General features: G+C 41.0%; 23 protein-coding genes. 1 reads left to right on the top strand and 22 read right to left on the bottom strand.

Translation table 11 applies throughout. The annotated features are described in order from the left end of the window. Window positions 1-76: 76 nt before the first annotated feature. The 15 genes from QR40_RS16465 to QR40_RS16390 all read right to left on the bottom strand — a co-directional run bounded on the left by QR40_RS16465 (window position 77) and on the right by QR40_RS16390 (window position 15,421). A complete protein-coding gene (locus tag QR40_RS16465; protein WP_044296008.1) occupies window positions 77-757 on the bottom strand; it encodes a hypothetical protein in 681 nt (226 codons plus the stop codon). After that, entirely contained in the window at window positions 754-1,263 is a 510-nt protein-coding gene (locus QR40_RS16460; protein ID WP_044296006.1) for a flavodoxin family protein, read from the bottom strand. The genes QR40_RS16465 and QR40_RS16460 overlap by 4 nt, the downstream gene beginning before the upstream one ends. A gap of 4 nt (window positions 1,264-1,267) precedes the next feature. Next, the gene (locus QR40_RS16455; RefSeq protein WP_027294113.1) at window positions 1,268-1,831 is read right to left on the bottom strand and encodes a TetR/AcrR family transcriptional regulator; all 564 of its coding nucleotides are present in this window, start codon (window positions 1,829-1,831) and stop codon (window positions 1,268-1,270) included. 236 nt (window positions 1,832-2,067) lie between these two features. Continuing rightward, entirely contained in the window at window positions 2,068-2,547 is a 480-nt protein-coding gene (rlmH, locus tag QR40_RS16450) for a 23S rRNA (pseudouridine(1915)-N(3))-methyltransferase RlmH (RefSeq protein WP_044296004.1), read from the bottom strand. A 6-nt stretch (window positions 2,548-2,553) separates the two neighbouring features. Beyond that, entirely contained in the window at window positions 2,554-2,847 is a 294-nt protein-coding gene (locus QR40_RS16445) for a Dabb family protein (protein WP_027294115.1), read from the bottom strand. Window positions 2,848-2,967: 120 nt separating this feature from the next. Beyond that, on the bottom strand, window positions 2,968-4,356 hold the full coding sequence (gene gltA / locus QR40_RS16440) for an NADPH-dependent glutamate synthase (protein WP_027294116.1): 1,389 nt from the start codon (window positions 4,354-4,356) through the stop codon (window positions 2,968-2,970). Beyond that, the gene (locus QR40_RS16435) at window positions 4,356-5,246 is read right to left on the bottom strand and encodes a sulfide/dihydroorotate dehydrogenase-like FAD/NAD-binding protein (RefSeq protein ID WP_027294117.1); all 891 of its coding nucleotides are present in this window, start codon (window positions 5,244-5,246) and stop codon (window positions 4,356-4,358) included. The genes gltA and QR40_RS16435 overlap by 1 nt, the downstream gene beginning before the upstream one ends. A gap of 87 nt (window positions 5,247-5,333) precedes the next feature. After that, window positions 5,334-8,204, bottom strand: coding sequence for an FtsK/SpoIIIE family DNA translocase (locus tag QR40_RS16430; protein ID WP_044296003.1), 2,871 nt, complete (start codon window positions 8,202-8,204; stop codon window positions 5,334-5,336). 18 nt (window positions 8,205-8,222) lie between these two features. After that, window positions 8,223-9,098 carry an undecaprenyl-diphosphate phosphatase gene (locus QR40_RS16425; protein ID WP_027294119.1) on the bottom strand — a complete coding sequence of 292 codons (876 nt, stop codon included), beginning with the start codon at window positions 9,096-9,098 and terminating at the stop codon, window positions 8,223-8,225. A 376-nt stretch (window positions 9,099-9,474) separates the two neighbouring features. Beyond that, complete coding sequence (locus QR40_RS16415; protein WP_027294120.1) at window positions 9,475-10,161, bottom strand: ClpP family protease; 687 nt, start codon at window positions 10,159-10,161, stop codon at window positions 9,475-9,477. A gap of 119 nt (window positions 10,162-10,280) precedes the next feature. Next, the gene (locus QR40_RS16410; RefSeq protein ID WP_052377796.1) at window positions 10,281-11,051 is read right to left on the bottom strand and encodes a CFI-box-CTERM domain-containing protein; all 771 of its coding nucleotides are present in this window, start codon (window positions 11,049-11,051) and stop codon (window positions 10,281-10,283) included. A gap of 14 nt (window positions 11,052-11,065) precedes the next feature. Then, entirely contained in the window at window positions 11,066-12,073 is a 1,008-nt protein-coding gene (locus QR40_RS16405; RefSeq protein WP_044296001.1) for an NAD(P)H-dependent glycerol-3-phosphate dehydrogenase, read from the bottom strand. A gap of 32 nt (window positions 12,074-12,105) precedes the next feature. Next, window positions 12,106-12,744 carry a glycerol-3-phosphate 1-O-acyltransferase PlsY gene (plsY, locus tag QR40_RS16400; RefSeq protein WP_044296072.1) on the bottom strand — a complete coding sequence of 213 codons (639 nt, stop codon included), beginning with the start codon at window positions 12,742-12,744 and terminating at the stop codon, window positions 12,106-12,108. A gap of 6 nt (window positions 12,745-12,750) precedes the next feature. Then, window positions 12,751-14,079 (bottom strand): ribosome biogenesis GTPase Der, encoded by a 1,329-nt coding sequence (gene der, locus QR40_RS16395; RefSeq protein ID WP_044296000.1) that lies wholly within the window; start codon window positions 14,077-14,079, stop codon window positions 12,751-12,753. Between the two features lie 22 nt (window positions 14,080-14,101). Beyond that, window positions 14,102-15,421 carry a radical SAM protein gene (locus QR40_RS16390; RefSeq protein WP_044295999.1) on the bottom strand — a complete coding sequence of 440 codons (1,320 nt, stop codon included), beginning with the start codon at window positions 15,419-15,421 and terminating at the stop codon, window positions 14,102-14,104. Window positions 15,422-15,664: 243 nt separating this feature from the next. Between QR40_RS16390 and QR40_RS16385 the strand changes: the two genes are divergently transcribed. After that, complete coding sequence (locus QR40_RS16385) at window positions 15,665-16,840, top strand: ribose-phosphate pyrophosphokinase (RefSeq protein WP_027294125.1); 1,176 nt, start codon at window positions 15,665-15,667, stop codon at window positions 16,838-16,840. Between the two features lie 447 nt (window positions 16,841-17,287). Here the strand turns inward: QR40_RS16385 and pgeF are convergent, their stop codons facing one another. The 7 genes from pgeF to lepB (QR40_RS16350) form a co-directional block, all read right to left on the bottom strand. Next, window positions 17,288-18,151, bottom strand: a complete 864-nt coding sequence (gene pgeF / locus QR40_RS16380; protein ID WP_044295998.1) for a peptidoglycan editing factor PgeF — start codon at window positions 18,149-18,151, stop codon at window positions 17,288-17,290. 59 nt (window positions 18,152-18,210) lie between these two features. Further along, window positions 18,211-18,567 carry a YraN family protein gene (locus tag QR40_RS16375; RefSeq protein WP_044295997.1) on the bottom strand — a complete coding sequence of 119 codons (357 nt, stop codon included), beginning with the start codon at window positions 18,565-18,567 and terminating at the stop codon, window positions 18,211-18,213. Window positions 18,568-18,580: 13 nt separating this feature from the next. After that, window positions 18,581-19,342: a ribonuclease HII gene (locus QR40_RS16370; protein ID WP_044295995.1), complete on the bottom strand. Its 762-nt coding sequence runs from the start codon at window positions 19,340-19,342 to the stop codon at window positions 18,581-18,583. 15 nt (window positions 19,343-19,357) lie between these two features. Next, window positions 19,358-19,924 (bottom strand): signal peptidase I, encoded by a 567-nt coding sequence (gene lepB / locus QR40_RS16365; RefSeq protein WP_027294129.1) that lies wholly within the window; start codon window positions 19,922-19,924, stop codon window positions 19,358-19,360. A 102-nt stretch (window positions 19,925-20,026) separates the two neighbouring features. Next, window positions 20,027-20,605, bottom strand: coding sequence for a signal peptidase I (gene lepB, locus QR40_RS16360; RefSeq protein ID WP_027294130.1), 579 nt, complete (start codon window positions 20,603-20,605; stop codon window positions 20,027-20,029). Window positions 20,606-20,643: 38 nt separating this feature from the next. Beyond that, window positions 20,644-21,495, bottom strand: coding sequence for a ribosome biogenesis GTPase YlqF (gene ylqF, locus QR40_RS16355; RefSeq protein ID WP_044295993.1), 852 nt, complete (start codon window positions 21,493-21,495; stop codon window positions 20,644-20,646). A gap of 15 nt (window positions 21,496-21,510) precedes the next feature. After that, entirely contained in the window at window positions 21,511-22,095 is a 585-nt protein-coding gene (lepB, locus tag QR40_RS16350) for a signal peptidase I (RefSeq protein WP_044289375.1), read from the bottom strand. Window positions 22,096-22,133 lie beyond the last annotated feature (38 nt).

The following is a 22,133-nucleotide window of genomic DNA, read 5'->3' as shown; positions in this document are numbered from 1 at the left end:
TATTATACATTACCGTGTCAAGGAAGCCAATCAAAAAAAGCAGAAGTCTATCGTATACTGATAAACTTCTGTTTTTTTATGAATCAGACTGTTTAAATTTACATTGTTCTATCTGGTTTACCGCATGTCTGTGAATTTCCTTTTTCTTCAAACCATTTCGTTTAATCCCCTGTCTCCAGCCCATTTCTGCTGCAAATTTATAAGCAAATCGGGGAAATCCAGGAGATATATAAATATTATTTCTTGTTTTTCCGTATAAAATCATATCGGTAAAATGATCAAGTGAATGAATGATATTCTTCATAGGTCCATTATCTGCTGAAGATTTGCCCAGCATAGGAAGCATGCCGCCGCCGCCCACTCCAATGCCATATCCCCAGTCGGCACCTGCCTTTAGACACCAGCATTTTAAAATATCCAAAGCAATTTTGTTCTGGTTCCCTTCATAAAAACCACAGTTAGCGATTGCATATACCATTCGTTTTTTCTTTGGTATGTATCGTTTCAATACACTTTCCAGCTGAACCAGGCATCCGGTCATATGGGAAGGGAGTGCATCTATATAGAGTGGAAAAATGAATAACAGAGTATCACATTCACAAATATGGGTGATGGAATCTTCATCAAGTTCTTTTTTCCGCAGATGCATTTCTAGCAACTCTGCCTTCCCCGCAAAAAGAGTCAGAAGCTTTTGGTACAGGAATTCTGAGTTGCTGTCTTTGGTCTTGGGGCTACAATTTATCAGTGCAATTTTCATATCTCAGAGCCTCCTTTTATTTGATAAGGACTTTTTGAAAAAGTAACAGAGTTTAAGCTACAGTACAAATTAATGGAATTTGCTTTTAACAGTTCTTTAGCAATTTCCTTTTCCTGATCAGTGATATCTTCTCCGTAAAAATGCACGTTCAGCTCTAACTCTTTTTGATAGCGCTGTCTGTGATGCATTTCACCATTTTTAATTACAAAATCAGGATGGAGGTAAGGCAGACTCCGATCTAATACATTTTTGACAAAACAGCTAAAGCCTCCATAACAACACTTACTGATGAGGGTTATTTTTTCACATTGTGAAATCAGATAACCCATGTCACCGTAGGCATCGCTGCGTATCATACAGGTGCCAGGTGTTTTTAACCAGCAGCCAAAGCAGCCAATGCATGGATGGATACTCTGGTCATCCCCAATAATCAGGGTATCTTTTTTTATATCCGGCATAAGTTTATGAAATTCTTCTTTCTGCAGATCATGAATTATGAGTTTCATATGTTTAAGTCTCCTTTCTGGACTGGTCTAAAAATGCTCTAAATGCCGCATCCGTTAAACTCTGTACATCCTCATAGGGAATATCCGCGGCTCCTGTAGCGATCATGGAAGCAATGCCGTGAGTATAGAGCATCATGTTCAGGTAAATTTTTTTTGATTCTTCCCTATTCAAATCAAGGGAATTCATAATGGATTCCGTAACATCATCTCTGGTACACTGTCGGATAATATCTTCAAAATTAGCAGCATTCATATATTCAGACAGATACAGAAAACGAAATAGAAACTTCTCATCTTTGGCAAATCCGATATGGCATTTGCCAATGGACGCAAAGTAGCATTCCTGTGATGCATTTTTTTCAATATACTGGCTTAAAAACTGCTGGGTATGGTCAAATAAATCAAGCATAAGCTCAGACATATTCTCATAATAACTGTAAATTGGCTGGACGGAACAGCCTGTCGCTTTCGCTACACTGCGTGCATTCACCGCTTCATGACCGCTATAACGCAGTAATTCAAAAGCGGAATCCAGAATTTTTTGTTTGGTTATTTTTTGTTTAGGCATAACACTCCTTATAAATAACAATAGTTATATAACTATTGTTATTATAATGGGTGGATCTGATATTGTCAATAGAAATGGAAATTGCATAATAAAAAAGCAAAAGTCTTTTCATTTCTGAAAATAACTTTTGCTTTCTGATCTTCTTTGAGTAAAAAATTTTCATAATTACTTCGTTGTTGTTCTTATCATGTAATCCTCTGCTATAGCATAATCTAAGATTTCATTTTATAAATGATTTATTTGTGATAGGGTTCATTTTGTATAATTCGATAGGAACGATAAATCTGCTCCAATAAAATTACCCGCATGAGTTGGTGGGGAAAGGTCATGTCAGAAAAACTGATCAGGCGGTCAGCTCTTTTTAATACCCGCTCATCCAGTCCCAGAGAACCGCCGATGATAAACATCAGATGGCTGTCACCGCCGATGCCAAGACGGTTGATTGTGTCTGCGAAGTCTTCGGAAGACATTTTCTTTCCCTGAATTGCCAGAGCAAATACATAAGTACCCTCTTTGATGGCTTTTAGGATACGTTCGCCTTCTTTTGCTTTAATCTGCATCTCTTCTGCTTCACTTGCCCCATCCGGTGTCTTTTCATCAGCCAGTTCCAGAATCTCAAGCTTACAGTACCGGCTGAGGCGTTTGGCATATTCCTTAATTGCTTCTGTAAAATATTTTTCTTTTATTTTGCCTACGGTAATTAATGTTATTTTCATTGAGAATTAAAAGTCCAGGCAGGCACGGTTGCAGGTTACGCTTCTGACAAATTTACCGGCTTCTACATGTGCAGGATGAACGGTATAATTATTCAGTGCTTCTACGCTCTCATATTCTGCAATCAGGGCGATGTCACGGTTGCTGCTGTCAAGTTCATTCAGAACTACTTTTAATGAAATGACGCCTGGTATTACGTCTTTCAGAGGTTCCAGGACAGATTTCATTTTCAGCCCCGCTTCTTTTTTTTCATCTGCTGACATAGTTTCTATAAAATTCCAAAGTACAATGTGTTTTACCATAGCGATTGCTCCTTATGCTTTTTTGTGATTTTATATTTTCTAAAACTTTTATATTAGAAATGAGGGGGAAGGTACCACTTCCGCCCTCATTCTATACATAATGATAATTGATTTTACCAACTATCTGTTTTTTAAAAATTCATCAATTCCCTTTGCTGCGGCTTTTCCGGCACCCATAGCAAGGATAACGGTAGCTGCGCCTGTAACGGCATCTCCGCCTGCGTAAACACCGTCTTTGCTGGTCTTACCGGTTTCTTCATCAGCGATAATACATTTACGTTTATTAATATCCAGACCGATGGTTGTGGAAGAAATCAATGGGTTTGGAGAAGTTCCAAGTGACATGATTACCGTATCCAGTTCTAATTCAAACTCAGATCCCGGAATCTCCACCGGACGTCTTCTGCCGGATGCATCCGGCTCCCCAAGTTCCATGCGGATACATTTCATGCCTTTCACAGCATCGTTTTCATCCACCAGAATCTCAATCGGATTGGTTAATAAATCAAAGATGATGCCTTCTTCTTTTGCATGATGTACTTCTTCTACTCTGGCTGGAAGTTCAGCTTCACTTCTGCGGTAAACAATATGTACTTCTGCACCCAGACGCAGAGCTGTTCTTGCTGCATCCATTGCAACGTTTCCTCCGCCGACTACTGCTACTTTTTTCCCACGTGCGATTGGTGTGTCATAATCTTCCCGGAATGCTTTCATCAGGTTATTTCTGGTCAGATATTCATTTGCGGAGAATACTCCGTTTGCATTTTCGCCAGGAATGCCCATAAACATTGGAAGACCTGCGCCGGATCCGATAAATACCGCTTCAAATCCTTCGTCATTCATCAACTCATCAATGGTTGTGGATTTACCTATAATAACGTTTGTTTCCAGCTTTACGCCAAGAGATTTTACGTTTTCTACTTCTTTAGCAACAACATCTGATTTCGGAAGACGGAATTCCGGAATACCATATACTAATACTCCGCCCGGCTCATGAAGGGCTTCAAATATAGTAACATCATATCCCATTTTTGCAAGATCACCGGCACAGGTAAGTCCTGCAGGACCGGAACCGATCACAGCTACCTTATGTCCATTGGAGGATGCCGGTGCAGGTGGTTTAACATCATTATCTCTTGCCCAGTCAGCTACGAAACGTTCCAGTTTACCGATGGAAACAGGTTCACCTTTGATTCCGCGGATACATTTTCCTTCACACTGGCTCTCCTGAGGGCATACACGTCCGCAGATAGCCGGGAGGGAACTGGATTCGGAAATAACGTTATAAGCTTCTTTTATATTTCCTTCTTTCACTGCACTGATAAATCCCGGGATATTGATGGAAACAGGACAGCCGGTAATACATTTTGCATTTTTACAGTTGATGCAGCGTACTGCTTCTTCCATGGCTTCGTCCTGATTGTATCCAAGACATACTTCTTCAAAATTGGCGGCTCTGACTTTCGGAGCCTGTTCTCTTACCGGAACCTTTTTTAATACGTCACCCATTATTTGTCACCTCCGCAATTTCCACATCCGCCATGATGTGTATCTCCTTCTTGCAATTTCAAGATTGCACGGCCTTCATCTGTTTTATACATCAGCTGTCTTTTCATGGCCTCATCGAAATTAATTAAGTGTCCGTCGAATTCAGGTCCGTCTACACATGCAAATTTTACTTCGTCGCCTACAGTTAAACGACAGGCGCCGCACATTCCGGTACCATCTACCATTATCGGATTCATGCTGACAACAGTAGGAAGACCCAGCTTCTTTGTGGTCAGACATGTAAATTTCATCATAATCATCGGACCGATTGCGATTACAACATCATATTCTTTTCCTTCGTTCTGAACGAGGTCTTCAATGACTTTTGTAACCATACCGCTTCTGCCGTATGAACCATCATCAGTTGTGACATAAAGATTGCCTGCAACTGCTTCCATTTCTTTTTCCAGAATTAATAAATCTTTCGTTTTTGAACCCATAATAACGTCTGCTGCAATTCCCTGTTCATGCAGCCATTTTACCTGGGGATATACCGGAGCTGTACCAACACCACCCGCTACAAATAAGATTTTTTTCTTTTTTACTTCTTCCAGGTCTTCTGTGCAAAGTTCAGAAGGCTGTCCTAAAGGTCCTACAAAATCTCTGAAATAATCTCCCGTCTGCATTTTTGAGAATTTTTCTGTGGAAGCACCTACGATCTGGAATACGATGGTAATTGTTCCTTCTTCTGCATCATAATCACAGATGGTAAGTGGAATTCTCTCCCCTTTTTCATCCTCTTTTGCGATGACAAATTGTCCTGGCAGACAATGTTTGGCAATTCTTGGTGCATCAACTACCATGAGAAAAATCTTGTCCGCAAGTTTTTCTGCTTTACGTATTTTGTACATAATCATCCTCCTATTTTTAACAGAGTCTTATAGGCTCTATTTTTTACCTCATTACTACTATAAAGCAAACCTATCAAAAATTCAATATTAAATGTACTCGTCAATGTAATTTTCAAATTCTTCCATTGACATGATAACTTTTCTGGGCTTCGTGCCTTCTTCTTCGCCAACAACCCCTGCTTCAGCAAGCTGATCCATAATACGGGCTGCCCTGTTGAAACCGATTTTGAATACGCGCTGCAGCATCCCGATAGAAGCCTTATCTTTTTCAATGATGAATTTTCCTGCATCTGTAAAATAAGCATCTACTTCGCTGCCGCCGGAAGAACTGTCGTTAACAGCCTGCTGGACTTTACTGATCTGCTCTTCTACCTCTTTGTTATAATCACCGCTCATATTCGTCTGAGCGAGGAATTCTACCACATCACCAACTTCGGAATCAGAAACAAAAGCACCCTGAACTCGTGCAGGTTTTTGATATCCCTGTGGATAAAAGAGCATGTCACCTTTACCCAGCAGCTTTTCAGCCCCGTTCATATCGATAATCGTTCTGGAATCCACACCGGATGAAACGGAAAATGCTATTCTGGACGGCATATTCGCTTTAATCAGACCGGTGATTACATTGACCGAAGGACGCTGGGTCGCTATGATCAGATGAATTCCGGCAGCACGCGCCAGCTGTGCCAGACGGCAGATGGAATCTTCTACTTCTCCCGGTGCCACCATCATAAGATCTGCAAGCTCGTCTACAATGATAACGACCTGAGGTAGTTTTTCCGGCTTATTTTCATCCTCTATATCTGCAACGGATTCAATTTTTGCATTATATCCCTTCAGATCCCTCACGTTTAGATCCGCAAACTTTTTATATCGTTCGGTCATTTCAGCTACGCCCCAGTTCAGGGCTCCCGCTGCTTTTTTAGGGTCGGTTACAACAGGAATCATAAGATGAGGAATTCCATTATAAACACTTAACTCCACGACTTTAGGATCGATCATAATGAGTTTCACATCTTCTGGCTTCGCTTTGTATAAAATACTCATGATAATGGTATTGATACAGACGGATTTACCGGACCCGGTAGCCCCTGCGATCAAAAGATGGGGCATCTTTGCAATATCCGTTACAACTACTTTTCCGGCAATGTCTTTACCGGCAGCAAATGCCAGATTGGAGGGATGATTCTTAAAATCATCTGATTCCAGAAGTTCTCTTAACATAACAGCACTGTTTTCATGGTTTGGAACTTCAATACCAACAGCAGATTTGCCAGGTATCGGTGCTTCAATTCGAATATCAGCTGCAGCCAGATTTAATTTAATATCATCTGCAAGATTTACGATACGGCTGACTTTTACACCCTGCTGGGGGGTTAGTTCATATCTTGTTACAGAAGGCCCGCAGCTAACGTTGGTTACTGTTACGTCAACACCAAAGCTGTGAAGAGTAGTCTGTAGTTTAATTGCTGTTTCACGCAATTCTTTGTCTGTATCTCCATTCTTTCCTCGTTTTGGTTTTTTCAGCAAATCGATGGATGGGAATACATATTGGGGTTTTACAACCTGTGCGGTTATTTCCATTTCCTGCTCTACCGTTTGGATTCCCGCCTGTACTTCTGCAGGAGAAGATTTGGAGCTCCTGTTCACTTTGGCCGGAGGAGCTGCATCTGGAAATTTAAGTTTCGGAACCGTGATATCCGGCATTTTTTCCTCTTCTATAGGATCCATTACCGGTGACGTTTCAAAAACAGGTTCCGGGGTAGGAGCAGGTTCGTCTTTCACATCAAAAATAGACTCGTCTATTACCGGTTCCGTATCTGTTATATCGTCCGAATTATTGTTTGTAATCACAAAATCAATATCAGAAGATTCTTTTTCGATTTCTGTCTCCGGGTTGCCCGGTTCGGAATCCATGATCGTAATACCATCGCTGCTGTCATTAGCAGGCGCTGCTGTCTCACTGTCATTACGCTGTATTGTAAAGTCAATCTGTGCCATGGCCGGAGACGGGGGAACAGACGGTATTACCTCATGTATTTCATCAAAGGTATTGTCGCCGTTCTGCAGTGCCGTATCCATACTCACTCCTGATATCTTCTTACCCAGCCGTTTACTGGCTTTAGTACTTCGCTTCCCGGCGGCTGCTTCTTCCCGTGGTTTTACCACTACGCCCGCAGTCTCAGCACGGATTTGATCCAGTACTTCTTTTAACTCCTGCTGTTTCTGCTGATCTCTTTGCATATCCCGCTGTTGTCTTTTTGCAGCGGAGATTTCTTTTCTTCTGGAAGCATCTTTTCTTGCGTTTTCATAAACTCTGCTGGTTTTGTTTTTCATACCCGCAAATAAAGAACGCTCAGTGATTAAAACAATACAGATCAGCATCAGAATGATGATAAGCACATAGGCGCCTACGATGCCGATAGTTGGGCAAAATGCCTTGCAGAGCAATCCGCCGGCAAGACCGCCACCGGTCTTATACTTAGAACTGAATTGGTAAAATTCGAGAATTTTTTTCTCCGGATCGTAACTGTTTACGATTAATTCAAAAATAGAACACAGAGCAATTAAAAATGCGTATACAGCTGCCGTTTTTCTCCATGCGGCTGAATTTTGTTTGTTAGAAATGATGAATGCTGTTGTAAAAAATAAAATAAATGGAACGATATATGCCATAAAACCAAACACACCAAAAAAAAGGGAACTGATTTTCTGGCCAAGAGAACCCCCGAGATTGAAATTACTGATTAAGATAATTACGGAAACTGCCAATATCGCCCACAATATAATTTCATCCCGAAGTATGGCACCTGGTTTGTTATAAGACTGTTTCCTGGAAGTCTGTCTTTTGTTTTTGGTCTGTGGTTTTCTTCCGTTTGTCTTCTTCGCCGTACTGGTTTTTCTGGCGGTGCTTCCTTTCTTCGTTCCGTTACTGGTTCTTTGCGAATTCGCAGTCATGAATCTGTCTCTCCTTACTTAAAATACAAAATGCGCAACAATTGCAAATATACCTACTGCAAAGCAATAGAATGCAAATCCTTTAAATTTCTTCTTACGTACTACTACAAGCATAGTTTTCATACATACATAACCTACTACACCGGCAACAATAGCTCCAATCAGGTAAATACCAAACTGGGAAAAAGTAATTGTTTCTTTTCCAATATCTTTTAGTTCCAGAACTGCTGCCCCTAAAATAGCAGGGATTGACATAATAAATGAATATTTTACAGCAAATTTCCGGTCAAACCCGCTTAAAAGACATGCCGCAATTGTGGTTCCGGAACGGGACAGACCAGGTAGAGTAGCTATTCCCTGGCAGATACCGATAATAAAACCATTGGAGTAGGAAACTGTTTTTGGAATTTTATGACCGTCTTCTGAAATATCAGATACCAGCAAAAGAACTCCGGTCAGCAACAGACAAACACCCGGAATTACCAGTGTCATACTTGCTGCGGCAACCAGACTTTTGGCGGCATAGCCAATAATTCCGGTAGGAATCGTAGATACGATTACAAGCAAAACAAATTTACGATAATTGTTATGTACTACTTTCTTGTAGCGAAGTGCATCATCGTGTTTCCGATTGTGCAGAAAGGTTTTCCCATTTTGAAAAGAATCCATGCACATGCAGATTGCTTCCACAATCATTCTCAGGATATCTTTTCGATATACGATGAAAACTGCGACTAACGTACCTACGTGAAGCAAAATATCAAACAACATTCCTCCATCTGTTTTGATGTGGAATACGTTTTGTAGAATAGCTAGATGTCCCGAACTGCTGACTGGCAGAAATTCCGTAATCCCCTGTACCAGTCCCAGCAGGATAGACTCTAATATTGACATAACCATTTCTCCTCTTCGTCCATTTCCCCGCTACTGCAAAGAAGAACTGTATCTTATATTTTTTATATAGTGTAAACATTTTTATTATAGCGCTTAATTATAGCATATATTGAGAGAATTTACAATGAAGAAAATTTAGGGAGTGGGTTGCTGATAATAGACGCTTTGTATTAGATGTAGTGTTCGAAAAGAGAAGGGGGCGGACCATGGCAGGCGTTTGGAAGGCTTACCGCAGAACTGGCATTTTCTAACCTTCCCGGAGCGCTTTTTGGCGGCACGCGGGCATTCGCTCCGAAATCCTGATGCATTTCGCAGCTCACTGCCCCCTTCTCTTGACCTGCACCACCCCCATCTACAAAGCGTCCTTTTATCAACCCTATTTCGCTTTAATCAACTCATAAACTTTCTTCAGTGCATCCTTAATCCCGCCAACTTCATTAATGATGCCCTCATCCACTGCCTGCTTACCCACAAGAATGGTTCCCAGATCCTTGGTCAGCATTCCGGTGTCTAACATGAGTTCTTCCAGGCGGTCCCTGTTAGCATCACAGTGTGAGGCTATAAATCCAAGGATACGGTCCTGCATCTGTTTAAAGTAATCGTATGTCTGAGGTGCTCCGATTACGGTACCGCTCATTCGTACAGGATGGATAACCATGGTTCCTGTCTCTACTATGAAGGAATAATCGGTGGATACGGCGATAGGAACGCCTATGGAGTGGCTTCCGCCCAGAACCAGAGATACGGTGGGTTTGCTTAAGGAAGCAAGCATTTCAGAAATTGCCAGTCCTGCTTCCACATCCCCGCCTACGGTATTTAACAGAACCAGAACGCCTTCAATATCATTGCTGTCTTCAATTGCTGCCAATTGGGGAAGGACATGTTCGTATTTCGTAGTTTTGCTGTTTGAAGGAAGGCATTCGTGACCTTCAATTTCTCCGATTACAGTCAAAAGGTGAATCTTATGATCCAGGGTTATTTGTCCCATTTCCTTGATTTCTTCCTGCTGCTGCTCTTTCTTTTCATCTTTGCCGGATTTATCATCATTGTTTCCATTAGCCATTTTATAATTCCTCCTGTTTTTTATTCAAATATGCTAATCGTAGCATTCCCACTTAAGCAGAATCTGATGCATAAAAAAACAGAACAAAACCCTTTTGGCTTCTGTTCTGTTCATAACAGTTATCTGTTATAAAAATATTCTGTCTGCAAGTCCCTGACCATTTGTATATAAAGTTCCTTGCACTCTTCATTTTTATTGTCTTCAATCATCTGAATGCAGGGATGAAGGTATTTATCCCAGACACCCTGGTAAATAGACGACTTTTCCGGATTTTTATTAATGTGTTTCACAATGGTTGGAGCTACATCATAATATTCTTTGATGATTTCTTCTCCTTCCGGTTGATCCATCAGATAACCGTCACGGTAATTACGTAGAATGGTTAATTCATAACAATCATCCGGCTTTCCGAAAGTTTCACAGACGGCAGTAGTAATATAACAGAATTTCCGGTGAAATCCATGTTCAATATGCTCATAAGTTGCTGCCTGTATATTGGTCTTCGGAAAATGCTCTTTCCACCCAGCCAGTAATTTTTCAGTTAAAGGTTTGGAGGATTCACCATGGAATTCCAATATGGCAGGTAGTACGTAAACAGCCATATACAAATTATAATCCATTAATAATTTTTCCTGATTATTCTTTTTACCCTGAGCCTGAATCTTTTCATCTGCAGTTTCTACAAGGGCATTAGCCATATTTGACAGAAACTGATCTTTGTCTACTACATCCTGGTAACCGTTTTCGATAGCCTGGAAAGTAACCATATTTTTTTCAAAGTAATTTTTAAATGCTGCCGGATATAATTTCTTTCGAAAATTACCCAGTGGATCTTCGATCTCCAACAGAAGTCTTGGCATACCTTCAATGCCTACAGTATAATAATTCATGATTCATATCCTCCTTACCAAAGCAAATCAGAATGCTCCAGCTTTTTGTCTCGCTGCATTAATTCATTTACTGCTTCGGCAGCATTCTTTCCTTCAAATAAAACTTTATTCACCTGTTCGATAATCGGCAGTTCTACATCGTACTTTTTCGCAAGCCCCATAGCGGCTTTTGCAGAATAGACTCCTTCGACTACCATTTTAACTTCATCCATGGCTTCCTGCATGGTATAACCTTTACCAATCAGGTAACCTGCTTTCCGGTTACGGCTGTGAACGCTGGCACAGGTAACGATCAGATCCCCAATTCCTGTCAGACCATAGAAAGTTTCCGGTTTTCCACCCATTTTCATGCCAAGGCGGGAAATTTCTGCAATTCCTCTGGTAATAAGAGCAGCTTTTGTATTGTCGCCATAGCCCAGTCCGTCCGCGGTACCTGCAGCCAGTGCAATTACATTTTTCAATGCCCCACCCAACTCTATACCAAGCATATCCGGGCTTGTATAAACTCGAAATACAGGACTAATGAAAATGTTCTGCAGATATTCTGCGGTCTTTTTCGAATGTGCACCAACAACGCAGGTGGTTGGAAGGCCTCTTCCAACTTCTTCTGCATGGCTTGGACCGGATAAAACAGCCGCATCAACGCCAGGCAGCTCTTCTTCCATAATATCGGTCAGGGTAAACAGTGAATTCTCTTCGATTCCCTTTGCTACATTCATAACAATCTGACCAGGTTTTAAAAATTCTTTCATCATCTTACAGGTGCTTCTCGTAAAAGGAGAAGGAACGGCAAGAACCAGAATATCCTTATCGGTCATAGACTCTTTCAAATCGTTTGTAATTGTTATGTCCTCTGGAATTACCACACCCGGAAGTTTGGATTCATGCTGTCTTTTTTCACGCAGCATATCCACTTCTTCTTTTATAATAGACCAGATCGTAACTTCATGTCCGTTTTTATGCAACAATACCGCCAGAGCCGTACCCCAGCTGCCGGCTCCAATAACGCCTATCTTAACCATATGATTACCCCCATTGTGTTTTATGTAATGACTTATTTCTTACTTAAAAAGGTTTTGTTTTCCGTACCGCTTAGTAAACGCCCGATGTTTGCCCGATGCTTCCAGAATGCAAGAATCGCTAGAAAAGCACCAATAGCATACAGCTCATACAAATGCGGCTGGGTCATTTCAAAAAATCCGGTCTGACCGAGTACAATCAATTCGATCATGATTCCCACATAGACCAGAAGGGAACCAAGTGATACAAAGTGAGTTGTAAAGAAAGTCGTAAAAAAAGTAACAATGCCAAGGATTGCCATAATCCAGTTAAATGATAACACAAGTCCTGCAGTTGCGGCAATCCCTTTTCCACCTTTAAAGCCTAAATAAAAAGGATAATTATGCCCTAAAATCGTGCCTGCCGCACCGTAGAATACCAGCAGGGGCAGGATATCCTGATGTGACCTGCCAAACACCAGGCGGATGATTACTACCGCCAGGATACATTTGAGGCAGTCCCCTGCAAAAGTAATCAGTCCTGCTTTTTTTCCAAGAGTCCGCAGCATATTTGTACTTCCGGCATTGCCGCTTCCATGTTCACGAATATCGATGCCATGCATCCTGCCGTAAATATAGCTGGTCTGAAAAAGACCAAATACATATCCGATAACTAAGCAGATGATACGTTCCATAACCAATTATTTCTCCTTTTCCTTACGTTCACGAATAATAAATTTAAGCGATGTTCCTCTGAATCCAAAAGTATCCCGGATTTTGTTTTCCAGATATCTGGTGTAGGAAAAATGCATCAGCTCTTTGTCATTCACAAAAATGACGAAGGTAGGCGGCTTCACAGCTACCTGGGTAATATAATACAATTTCAGACGTTTTCCTTTGTCCGATGGTGGCTGCTGCAGAGCAACTGCTTCCGTCATAATCTCATTTAAGACACCGGTTGCGATACGCATGGACTGGTTTTCAATTACCATATCGATATTTTCGAAAAGCTTATTCAGTCTCTGCCCTGTCATTGCGGAAACAAACATAATTTCGGCATATGGCATATAGGAAAGTGTATCTTTTACTTTGTTTGTATATTTATAGATTGTTTTATCATCTTTTTCAATAGCATCCCATTTATTTACTACGATAATGACTCCCTTACCGCGTTCATGGGCAATGCCGGCAATTTTAGCGTCCTGTTCCGTTACGCCTTCTACTGCATCGATAACTACGACCACTACATCTGCACGGTCTACTGCGGTAACGGTACGAATAATACTGTATCTCTCCAGCTCTTCTTTGATTTTACTCTTTCTTCGAAGTCCTGCAGTATCAATAAATACATATTCCTGTCCGTTAAACGTAATTGCAGTATCGATGGCATCTCTTGTGGTTCCTGCAACATTGGAAACGATCACACGGTTTTCACCCAGAAGTTTATTTATAATAGAAGATTTTCCAACATTTGGCTTGCCTACTACGGCTACACGCGGTCTGTCATCTTCTTCATCCTCGGTATCATTTAATTGAAAGTGCTTTGTAACTTCATCCAGCATATCGCCAATTCCAAGCTTTGAAATAGCTGATATGGGAACGGGATCTCCAATTCCTAAATTATAGAATTCATATACATCGGACATTAAACGGTCAAAATTATCTACTTTATTCACGACCAGAATAACCGGTTTCTGGGAACGGCGAAGCATGTCTGCTACTTTGGCATCGGAATCTACCAGTCCCTGACGTACATCTGTTATAAATATAATAACATCTGCAGTGTCAATAGCGATTTGAGCCTGTTCTCTCATCTGCGCTAATATGATATCTTTGCTGTCCGGTTCAATACCGCCGGTATCTATTAATGTAAAATTGATATTCAGCCATTCTACATCAGCATAGATACGGTCTCTTGTAACACCCGGCGTATCTTTTACTATAGAAATATTTTCTCCTGCCAGAGCATTGAACAATGTGGACTTTCCAACGTTTGGCCTTCCTACGATTGCAACGATTGGTTTACTCATATATTTTCACCTCTTGTGTCTTTTATTCTTCCTTTTGTATCAGGGCTTCGACAAAAGCCCGACCGCTTGATTTTACAATACTTACCTTCGTTTGTAAAGCAATTTCCATTTCAGATACCGTTACATCGTCTAAAAAGACGTCTTCCCCGCTTCGTAAGACATTGTCAGAAAGCAGGAGGCGCTGCCCCAGATCTTTCCCTTTTAACTGTGAAATAATGTCATTTCCCGTTAAGAGCCCGGCAACGGTAATCCGCTCTCCAAAGAAATTATTTTTAATTTCATATACGTAGGCCTGAATGCCGGGATATTTTTGGCAGACTTTTTCGCTTAAGCTTTTTATATAAGGATAAGCTAAGACACCGGTAGCAATAGAAAGCTCTTGTTTTCGGTTGTTACCGATTAGTTTCTGACACTCCTCTTCTACTTCGTTTAACAGAAGCCTTGTCATTCCCACACCATTTTCTAACTGCAGGTATCCATCATAGGTCTCTTCCGCAGGCATTTCTTCTCCGGCAAGTATATACCATTCATCCCCGGCATGAATAAAGTGCGTACCGAATTCGGCAAATAATTTCTTCTGCCAGCGGTGTATACAGTCCAGTACTTCTATTGCATCTTCTTTTGTAAAAGGTTTCAGGGAGAATAAATCATCCCGGTACTGTGTCATTCCCACAGGAACCACAGATACGCTTTTTAAATGAGGAATGTATTTTGTAAGTTCCCCAATGGTATATTCCAGTTCTTTTTTGTCGTTGATATCTTTACATAGAACAATCTGACCGTTCATTTCTATCCCTGCTTCATACAGTCTGTCCACTTTCTTCAGTGCTTCTCCGGCAAAACGGTTGTTCAGCATCTGACAGCGCAGGGCAGGGTTCATTGTATGAAAGGATATATTGATGGGTGCCAGCTTGTAGGTGATAATCCGTTCGATATCATGGTCACTCATATTTGTGAGTGTAACGTAGTTCCCCTGCAGGAAAGACAGCCTGGAATCGTCATCTTTAAAATAGAGGGTTTCACGCATGTTTTTCGGCATCTGGTCAATAAAGCAGAATATACATTTATTGCGGCAGGAACGGTATTCGTCCATCAAACCATTTTCAAATTCAATGCCCAGATCTTCTTCGAATTCCTTTTCAATCTCCAGTTCCCATTCTTCACCATTGCTTTTTTCAACCAGTAACTCCAGGTATTCTTCGTTGATGAGATAATGATAATCAAATACGTCTTCTATTATTTTACCATTTATAGATACCAGAACATCGCCAGGTTCGATTTCCATTTCCTCTGCAATGCTTCCGGCAAGAACACGGCCGATGATATGTTTTGTTTTTTTCATAATCTGATCTTTACTCCTTTGTTTCCTATATAATACTAAATTCAAATCTAAAATGCAACGTCTGATTTTTAGATTGGTACAGATCTCTCTTATTTTTGTACAAAAATCTCTTGTTTTTTCTTTTATACGACAATTATCTTGACGGAGACAACTCAAAATGATATAAATAGAGTGGTATTTATAAAGATTTAATATAAGTATATGTAATAATTTCAATTATACGTATTTTTTGGAGGTTAATTTATGCCAAATTTAGAACCATTATGTAAATCACTGCCTGTGGCACCACTGAAAATAATTCCGCTGGAAGGCTGCCGCGATTTTGCAAAAGTCGTTGATCAGTATCTGGTAGAATTCCGCCACACTTCCCCTACCCATCAAAAGGACAGCATCGCTTTCCAGGGATACTGCCAGGACACGTATCTGGTTGACTGCGAATGCCCGAGATTTGGTACCGGAGAAGCAAAAGGGATGATTAAATCTTCCATTCGTGGAACCGACTTATTTATTATGGTTGATGTATGTAATTACAGCCTGACCTATTCTGTATGCGGGTATGAAAACCATATGTCCCCGGATGACCATTTTCAGGATTTAAAACGTATCATTTCTGCTGCTACCGGAAAAGCAAGACGAATCAATGTTGTAATGCCGTTTTTATACGAAGGAAGACAGCATAAACGTTCCAATCGCGAATCCTTGGACTGCGCTCTTGCTTTACAGGAGTTAATCAATATGGGAGTTACCAATATTCTCACCTTTGACGCCCATGATCCAAGAGTACAAAACGCTGTCCCATTAAGCGGATTTGACAGCTTCATGCCAACTTACCAGTTCTTAAAAGCAATGATTAAGTCCACACCGGATTTAAAAATTGACAATGACCATTTAATGATTATCAGCCCGGATGAAGGTGCTATGAGCAGAGCCGTATACTTCTCTAATATCCTGGGTGTGGATATGGGTATGTTCTACAAACGCCGTGACTACTCTACGATTATCAATGGTAAGAACCCGATCGTTGCCCATGAATTCCTGGGAGATTCCGTAAAAGGAAAAGACGTGATCGTAATCGACGATATGATTTCTTCCGGCGGAAGTATGCTGGATGTGGCAAAACAATTGAAAGAACGTCAGGCGAAAAGAGTATTCGTATGTACAACATTCGGCCTTTTCACAGATGGTCTGCAGGAATTTGATGAGTATTATGAAAAGGGATATATTGAAAAAGTAATTACAACGAACCTGAATTACCGCATGCCGGAACTTCTGGATCGCCCGTATTATGAAGAAGCTGATATGACAAAGTTTTTGGCAAGTATCATTGATTCCCTGAATCATGATGTTTCCATCAGCCGTGTACAGTCTCCTACGGATAAGATTCATGAATTGCTGGAGAAGTACAACAAAAGAAAATAAAGATATAAAAATAAAAATGGCTGTGAAAGGCCATTTTTATTTTTGCGTTTATATAATTATGACAGCGATCTTGTCAATATAATGACAGATAATGATCCTATATTCATTTTTTCATTGTATGAATATAAGGTCTGGTTTTAATAATTCATATGTATCAGTTGTCATCGTACAATTTTTTGATCAATCAGGTATAGCAGGATATGCAGAGCTTTTGATGCTACCCATAAAAATCCGATAAATCCAAATGTTGCACTTAACGCAGTGAGAAGAAAACTTTTCATTATAACCCTCCTTCTTTCTGTAAAAGTTTACGTGTTTTCCATTTAAGTCTATTATAAAAGAAGAAGGCGGCTGTTGCTATGGATTTACCTTACATTTTGGTTTTTAACCTTACATTTTTGTAACAATCAATAGGTTCGGGCAGTGTATGCTGTGCTTAAGGCTTTTTTATAGCTGCTTGGGTACAGTCTTAAGAGCCAGGAAAGCGGCAAGGTTTCCCCTCTTTCCCTGAGAAGCACGGTGTGAATACAGGATTTCCGGGTTACAGCAGGTGCAGATATCGGTTATGCTGATGTGTTCTTTTATGATTCCGGCTTCCAGAAATACAGATTCATTTGCTTTCCAGAGGTTTAGCTGGTACTTGCCGTTTGCTTTTTTATAGAACAAGGAATCCCATAAGGCCGGATCATAATTTTCCCTGAATTGCAGGATAACATCTTCGCTGACTTCATAGCAGTCCTGGCAAATGGAAGGACCGATTGCTGCAAATATGTCTTTTGGATCCGAACCATATTCAGCCGTCATTTTTTCAACGGTTACCCTGCCGATTTTACCTACGGTTCCTTTCCAGCCGGAATGAGACAGTCCGATTGCCTTTTTAACCGGATCCACGAAGAAAAGGGGAACACAATCGGCATAAAAAGTGGACAGAACCAGCCCCGGTACATTGGTAATCATACCGTCTATATCGCTGTAATCTCTTTGCTTCACAAATCCCTTTCCCCGGTCCTCTTCTGTGATGACTCTTACGTTAGTGGTATGGGTCTGATCGGAAAATACCAGATTTTCACAGGAAAAGCCGATGGATTCCCCTATACGGCGGAAATTTTCACGAACGTTCTCTTCCTTATCACCTCTGGAGAAGCTGAGATTCATACTTGTGAGATGATCCCTGCTGACTCCCCCAAGGCGGGTAGAGAAGCCATGTACGGTAACACCCGTATCTTCCAGCATGGGAAAAGAAAGAAATGGTACAGTAGTTTCGTTTTTAACCGTACAAATCACGTGGCCTCCGGTTCTTTTGATATTCATAATGTGATATCCTCCTTTTTGAGATGGAATTTACTGACTTCTGGTTCTGAAGTACGAACTTAAGTAAGCTGGAAAGGAAATGCATTTTTAATCAGTGTGATCTTATGGTTGTCGATGCCAACTACATCAAAACGGCAGGGTGTATCTTCCGCCTTGTGGTGTATCATAAGATAATGGCGGGCAACCTTGCAGATTACAGCCTGTTTTCGGTAATTGACGGCTTCCAGAGATGTACCTCTCCCGCTGTCTTTTCGATATTTTACTTCTACAAAAACAAGATAGGAACCATCGGCTGCGATGATATCTATCTCTCCTATCCTGCATCTGTAATTGCGTTCTAATAAAACAAAGCCCTGCGCTTGTAAATAGGCAGCGGCTTTGTCTTCCTCTATGGTACCAATAACACGTTTATTCAATCAAAATCTCCTGTCAGATAAAATTTTTGATAAAGGTAGCTCTATGTATTGCAGATGGACCATACTGTTTTATTGCTGCGATATGGGTGGCTGAACCATATCCTTTATGGGATGCAAAACCATATTCCGGCATAACAGCATCATATTCCTTCATGAGCCGGTCCCTGGTTACTTTGGCGATTACGCTTGCCGCAGCGATGGATAAGCTTTTGGCATCTCCTTTGATGATGGGTACCTGTGGTATCGTAATGCCCGGAATGGTAACCGCATCGTTAAGAAGAATCTGGGGAACAATGGACAGCTTTGATACTGCGGTTCTCATGGCTTCGTAGGTGGCCTGCAGTATATTGATTTCATCAATCCTTGCAGGGCCTGCCATTCCCACGCCAACTGCAAGAGCTTTCTCCATAATCTCATCAAATAATTCCTCACGCCGCTTTTCACTCAGCTGCTTAGAGTCGTTGAGATACATGATTCTGCAGTCCTGCGGCAGGATAACGGCACCGGCAACTACGGGACCTGCCAGAGGTCCTCTTCCGGCTTCGTCGATGCCGCAGGCATATCCGATGTATTCATATTCTTTCTCATATTCCATCATTTTTTCAAGACGCTGCTTTTCGGCTTCCAGAGCATCCATTTTTTTCTGATAGCGTTTGATCAGACTGATCACACCGGTCCTTGTATCAGGAGCATAGGTTTCCATTAATTGCAAAAGCTGCTCCTTTGATCCGGCATGCTCAAATTCTTCTTTTATCTCTGATATTTTTTTATTCATAAATACCTCTGTTTTCTATTGATGCTTCAAGAATCCGAATTTACTGAATGGCCAGATTCTAAGCCATGCCCTGCCGATAATATCCTTTCTGTGGATAAGCCCTACATTGGGATCACGGCTGTCAGAGCTGTTATTGCGGTTATCACCCATTACAAAATACTCATCGTCGCCAAGAGTGATCGGTTCTGCAGCCGTTCCGGGATCATCGATAGTCTCTCTGCCATAATGTTCATTTAAATCTTCACCATTGATGTAAACTTTTCCGTCTATGACCTGCACGGTGTCTCCCGGAAGTCCGATAATTCGTTTGATATAGTAGGTATGGTCTGCGTGCTGATAAGGAAATACAATGATATCGAATCTCTCCGGATCTTTGAAACGGTATGTAATCTTATCGGTTATCAGATTGTCCCGGTTTTCCAGTGTGGGATACATAGAGGATCCGTCCACCTGTGTACGCTGTCCTACAAAATGAACAATTAAAAATGTTACTACTAATACAATGGCTATATACAGTAACATACTTAAAAGCTCCCTTAACATGCTTCTCTCCTTGTTTTCCTCAGTATTTTTCTGACTCATGCTGTCCACCGCTTCCTTTACTTATTAGTATATATTAAATGAAGCCGGCAATGGCAGACTTTTACACCTGCTCATTTCCGGCTTATTCCAAACATTATGATTTTATTGGTGTTTCAGTACACCAAATTTGCTGAAAGGCCAGATTCTTACCCATGCGCGTCCGATAATATCGGAACGCTTTATATTGCCTACATGGGGATCCCTGCTGTCTTTACTTTGATTGCGGTTGTCCCCCATTACGAAATACTCATCATTGCCAAGAACAATTGGATCTTCGGCGATTCCGCTGTCCTGCATCACTTCTTTTCCGTAACTTTCTTCCAGTACTTCGCCATTGATATAGATGGTTCCGTTGTTAATCTGTACCGTTTCTCCGGGAAGTCCGATAATCCGTTTGATATAATACGTTTCCTCTTCATAATAATAAGGGAAGACGATAATATCAAAACGATTTGGATCCTGAAAACGGTAACTTAATTTATCAACAATCAGATTATCTTTATCTTCCAGAGCCGGAATCATGGAAGGACCGCTAACCTGGGTACGTTGTCCTATAAAATGTATTACTACAAATGCCAGCACGAGAACGATCACTATGTACATCAACATGCTTAAAAGTTCACGCACTACGCTCCTGGACGGCTCTTCACCGCCCGGTTCTTTATTTTCCCCTTTTGACATTCCGTCACCACTTTCTTTATACTCTTGTCCCTTTAATCTTAAACTTTTCTTTCCGGAAATTCAATAGTGATTTTCCCCAATCTTCCACTCCTGAAATCTTCAACTACTGTGGAAGCTGCTTTTGCATAATCTAAATCATTTCCCTTTAAGCGGCAGCCTCTGTTTACCGCGATTTGTTCCAATACTTCTACATCAGTACCGGACTCATCACATTCATATCTTTCTGTAAGCACTCCCTTATAGTGCTCTTTCAAAAAGTGAATCAACTGTATGCCTAATTCATCTACATTTAAAATTTCATCTTTAATGGATCCGACCATTGCCAGATGAAGGCCCACTGTCTGGTCTTCAAACTTTGGCCATAGAATTCCAGGAGTGTCCAGAAGTTCTACGTTTTTATTTAAACGGATCCATTGTTTTCCCTTTGTTACACCAGGTTTATTACCTGTTTTGGTACAGGCTTTACCTGCAAAGGTATTAATAAAAGTGGACTTTCCTACATTGGGAATCCCCACCACCATTGCTCTGACCGGACGGTTTTTAATGCCTCTTCGGCGGTCACGTTCTATCTTTTCCTGGCAAGCTTCCTGTATAACGCCATTAATAGCCTTGATACCGGTACCGTTTTTGGAATTGACTTTGACGACAAAAAAACCCTTCTCTTTAAAATATGCCGACCACAATTCATTTTGCTTCTCATTTGCCAGATCTGCTTTGTTTAAAAGAATCAGTCTGGCTTTGTTTTTTCCAAGTTCATCGATATCCGGATTCCTGCTGCTTAGTGGAATCCGGGCATCTACAAGCTCAATAACCAGATCAATTAATTTTATATCTTCCTGCATCATACGTCTGGCTTTTGTCATATGACCCGGATACCATTGATAATTCATAAATTTCTGCCCTTTCTACTTCACGAAACCAAACTCACTGGCTGGTGAGACACGAAGCCAGACTTTGCCTTCGATATCGTCAATATTGACGTTGCCAATATCTGCGTAGCGGCTGTCTTCGCTGTTGTTGCGGTTATCTCCCAAAACAAAATATTCAGAAGAACCCAAAACGATGGGCTGATCAGCCAGACCGGTATTGCTGATCGATGGATAGTCCGCATCTTCCAGATATACCTTGTCATTAATATAAATCATGCCTTCTTTAATCTGGATAGTTTCTCCAGGAAGTCCGATTACGCGTTTGATATAAGCGTGGCTGGTCTTGCTGCCATTTGGCTTAAATGATATAATGTCATTTCTGGAAGGCCCACCCAGTTTATACGCTAGGGTATTAATCAGGACTTTGTCTCCCCCGGACAGGGTCGTATCCATAGACTGACCGATGTTTGTCCGTACTTGTCCAAAGAAAAATACCAGGATATATGCAAATAAAATAACTACAATGATTTCGAATGTCCATCCTAAGATAGATTTTAGTGTATTCGTTTCTTTCTTTTCCCCTTGGCGATCCCCTCTGCTCCTTGCACGTTCTTTTCGCATAATGCACCTCACAATTGCCTCTAGTAGAAAATAGGGAC

The organism is Robinsoniella peoriensis (genome assembly GCF_000797495.1).
Taxonomy (GTDB): Bacteria; Bacillota; Clostridia; order Lachnospirales; family Lachnospiraceae; genus Robinsoniella; species Robinsoniella peoriensis.
Note: the sequence above shows the minus strand (reverse complement) of the source record. Positions and strands in the feature narration are given on the sequence as shown.